The sequence below is a fragment of the Streptomyces sp. NPDC019531 genome (genome assembly GCF_044903305.1).
Lineage (GTDB): Bacteria > Actinomycetota > Actinomycetes > Streptomycetales > Streptomycetaceae > Streptomyces.
In genome coordinates, this window is record NZ_JBJDQL010000116.1 from 1 (window position 1) to 3961 (window position 3961).

Here is a 3961-nt window from a genome sequence, read left to right on the forward strand (position 1 = left end):
CCGGTCCTTACGACCACCTCCCGATCCACCGCGCGGTTCCGGCCGGGAGGTGCAACGGTCCGGCCCTCCGGCGGGAGGGCCGGACCGACGTGTGTGCGGCTCAGCGGGTCAGCCGACGGCCCGCAGCAGCAGCAACGCCACATCGTCGAGACGCTCCCGCGCGGCCGGGCTGCGTCGGACGAACCCGTCGGCCAGTTCGTCGAGCGGACGGTCACCCCCCTCGGCCAGCTGGTCCCCCAGATCGGCCAGCGCGTCCTCGATGTCGACGCCCGGGGACTCGATCAGACCGTCGGTGTAGAGGACGAGGACGCTGCCGGGCGTGAGGTCCACCTCCGTCGTCGGGTAGGCGGCCGAGCCGTCGATCCCCAGCAGCGGGCCCCCGGCCAGGTCCAGCACCCGCACCCGCCCGTCCGGCCGCCGCAGCAACGGCGGGGGATGCCCGGCCCGGGCCATCACGGCCCGCCCGGCTTTCGGATCGAGCCGCAGATACAGGCAACTGACGAACAGGTCGGTGCCGAGGTCGATCAGCAGCCGGTTGGTGGAGCGCATGACGGCCTCAGGCGACTGGCCGACGGTCGTGTACGCCCGTACCGCCGTCCGGATCTGCCCCATCAGCCCGGCCGCCGTCACGTTGTGCCCCTGCACATCCCCGATCACGGCGGCAGCCAACTCGTCCACCGGCACCAGGTCGTAGAAGTCGCCGCCGATGTCCATGCCCTGCGCGGCCGGCAGATAGCGGGCCGCCGCCTCGATGCCGGGCAGCACAGGCAGCGTGTGCGGCAGCAGGGCCGCCTGCAGCCCGTGCGCCAACTGGTGCTTGGCGTCGTACAGTACGGCCCGCTCCAGGGCCTGGGCGATCAGCCCGCCGATACTCGTCAGCACCGCCCGCTCGTCAGCGGGGAAGGGATGCCGCTCGGCGTAGGCCAGCACGCACGTGCCCACCGGGCGCCCGGAGGCGATCAGCGGCAGAAAGGCCCAGGCCGCGAACCCGTCGGGGGTGGCGATCCGCCCCGGATACAGGTGCTCCAACTGTTCCCGGGATTCGAAGAACGCGGGCACCCCGGTGTTGAGGACATGCGTGCCCGGCGTGGGTTCGGCCAGCGGCAGCCCGTCGAAGCGCTCCACGACCCGCGCGTCCGGATAGCCGCGGTGCCCGAGCACATGCAGCCGCCCCGACCGCGAACCAAGCATGACCAGGGCCTGGCTGCCCACCGCCGTGGCGATCTCGTCCGCCACCAGCTGCACCACGTCCTGGACGCCGACCGCCTCGGTCAGCGCCCCGGCCAGGCTCAGCACCTGTGAGATCGTGACCAGCCGGGACGGCCGGTCCCCGGGCCGCGGACCGGCCCGGTTCATCTCCGCCACCGCCCGGGCCCGGCTGACCCGGACGCTCAGCCCTGTCGTGCTCGGGTACAGCCGGAACGACAGCCAGTCCCCGGGCGGCCGCAGCGCCACGAACGACGTACTGTGCTGGCTGATCAGCGCGGCCCGGTAACGGTCCTCGTACACCGGGTCGTTGAGCCAGGGCACCGCTGCCCACAGCTGGGAGCCGAGCAGCTGGGAGACCGGGGCACCGATCAGCTCGGCCGCCGCCGCGTTGGCGAAGGAGACCCGGCCGTCCAGGTCCAGTGAGCACAGCCCGTACGGGAGCCTCGCCACCATGCGCGCCGCCTCCACCGTGCCCAGCGTCCCGGCCACACTTCCGACCGGCGCCGCCGTGAGCAGATCCGGCTCCGTGTACGGCGGCACGCTGTCCTCCACCGCCCGCTCCAGCCGCACCGCGAGCCGCCCGCAGGCCGCGGTCAGATGGTCACGCTCCCAGTCGGTCAGCTCCGGCGGATGCGAACCGGGCCAGGTCACGAAGACCGCGCCGTGCACCTTGGACGAGGTCGCCACCGGCACCGCGGCCAGCGCGAACGGATACGGCAGCACCACGGCGATCCGCGGATAGCGGCGGGCCATCTCGTGCTCGCCGCCGACCCAGACCAGCCGCCGTTCCCGCACCGCCTCCGCCACCGGGATCGGCGCGCTCAGCCCGACCCGCTCCCACGGGACCGCGAACGCCCGGGGCAGCCCCGCCATCACCGCCATCTCCAGCACCGGCTCGTCGGCGGCCAGCAGGTACACCGCGCCGGAGTGGGCGTGCACCTCGTCCATCATCGACGCCAGCGCCAGGGAGATCAGCGGCCGCCCCACGCGCGTACGGGCGCTCGCCGACCCCGGGGCGGACATATGCCCTTCGGACACGCCGACCACCTCCTCGCGCGGGCGCGTCCCGGAGGAGGGCGTGGCCCGCTGGCGCGAGCCGGGCCCTCAGGGATCAAATCTCCTCCCTTATGGCCCGTCCCGCACGGCGAGCGTTCCCCGCCCGGGCACACGCGTAGCCGCGCGACGGCGAGGACGACGGTGTACCCCCTCGCCTCCGGGCCATGCCCCCGCAGTCGAAGCGCGCGGCGGCGCCCGAGCGCCGTGCGTGCGCCCCCGCGCACCCTGATGGCCAATTCTTCGCGCCCCTGGGCGATCCGGGACCCGAACAATGGGCACGCGTTCATCGCCACGGAACCGAGCAGGGCGAACCGAGGGGACGAACAGTGATCCGGGTGCTTCTGGTGCACGACGCGTGTCTGGTGAGATCGGTCCTGGCGGAGTGGCTCCGCCGGGAACCGGACCTCGGGGTGTTCGACACCCCGTGGCACACCGCGCCCGGACGCCTGCGATCCGTGCGGCCCGACGTCTGCGCCGCGGACCTCGAATGCTCCGACGCGTACGGCAGTCCGCCCCTGGGCGAGTTATCCGGGCGCGAGCCGGACCGGAGTCCGCCGCGCCTGCTCGTGATGGCCAGCGCCAACCGTCCCGGGCTGCTGAAGCGGGCCGTCGAGGCGGGGGCGCTCGGCTACGTCGACAAGGAGGGCGCCGCGCCGGAGCGTCTCGTGCGCGGGATCCGGCGCGTCGCCGAAGGGAGACGGTTCGTCGACGACTCGCTGGGGTTCGGCTTCCTGCAGGCCGCCGAGATGCCGCTGACCAGACGGGAGCTGAGCGTGTTAACGCTCGCCGCCGAGGGCGCGTCCATCGCGGAGATCGCGGGGAACCTGCACCTGTCCCACGGGACCGTGCGCAACTACATGGCCGCGATCACCCGCAAGACCGGTGCCCGCAACCGCATCGACGCGATCCGGATCTCGCAGGGGCGAGGCTGGCTCTGACCGATTCGGGGGTACGGCCGTCCAGCCGCCCACGAGTTCGCGGTACGCCGGTGAGTCGCGCACGAGTTCGTCGTGGGTGCCGTACGTCGTGCGCGGGCCGTCCATCAGCAGTACGCGGTCGGCGCGGCGGGCCGAGCTGATGCGGTGGGCGACGACGACCAGCGTGGTGCCCGGCCGGTCCGCGAAGGCCCGCTCGGCGCGCTCCTCGGCCCGGGGGTCCAGATGGCAGGTCGCCTCGTCGAGCAGGACGAGCGGGGCGTACGACAGATAGGCCCGGGTCAGCGCGACGAGCTGGCGTTCTCCCGCGGAGAGTGTGGCCGGGGCCACCTGTGCCCGCGGCCCGCCGAGTGCTTCGAGCAGCGGGCCGAGCCCCACCGCCGCGGCCGCCGCGAGCAGCTCGGGCTCGGGCACCGGGTCCGGTCGGAGGTGCCCGAGGTTCTCGGCGAGGGTGCCCGTGTGGACGTACGCCTCCTGCGGGATGAGCACGCGCCGGGCGGTGGCCTCCGGCGAGGGCACGGGGTGTCCGTAGAGCCGGATCTCTCCGGCGGCGGGGTGCAGCAGACCGGCGACCAGGGCGGTGAGCGTGGACTTCCCGATCCCGCTGGGGCCCACGACGGCGAGGTGGGCGCCGGGCGGGAGGTCGAGATCGAGGCCGTCGACCACGGGGGCGGCGGTGGGGCCGTAGGCGAAGGTGAGAGAGGTGAGGGTGAGGGCGGGGGCTTCGGTGGCGCGGCAGAGGGACGTTCGGTCCGCCGTGT

2 protein-coding genes and 1 pseudogene are annotated in these 3961 nt (G+C 73.8%); 1 reads left to right on the top strand and 2 read right to left on the bottom strand.

Translation table 11 applies throughout. The annotated features are described in order from the left end of the window. Positions 1 to 108 precede the first annotated feature (108 nt). Positions 109 to 2232 carry a SpoIIE family protein phosphatase gene (locus tag ACI2L1_RS44965; protein WP_404745272.1) on the bottom strand — a complete coding sequence of 708 codons (2124 nt, stop codon included), beginning with the start codon at positions 2230 to 2232 and terminating at the stop codon, positions 109 to 111. A 359-nt stretch (positions 2233 to 2591) separates the two neighbouring features. Here ACI2L1_RS44965 and ACI2L1_RS44970 point away from each other — a divergent pair, with 359 nt between their 5' ends. Then, positions 2592 to 3203 carry a DNA-binding response regulator gene (locus ACI2L1_RS44970; RefSeq protein WP_404745271.1) on the top strand — a complete coding sequence of 204 codons (612 nt, stop codon included), beginning with the start codon at positions 2592 to 2594 and terminating at the stop codon, positions 3201 to 3203. Between the two features lie 288 nt (positions 3204 to 3491). Here ACI2L1_RS44970 and ACI2L1_RS44975 read toward each other — a convergent pair. After that, positions 3492 to 3866: pseudogene (locus tag ACI2L1_RS44975) on the bottom strand (ATP-binding cassette domain-containing protein); the annotation flags it as partial. Positions 3867 to 3961: the final 95 nt, after the last annotated feature.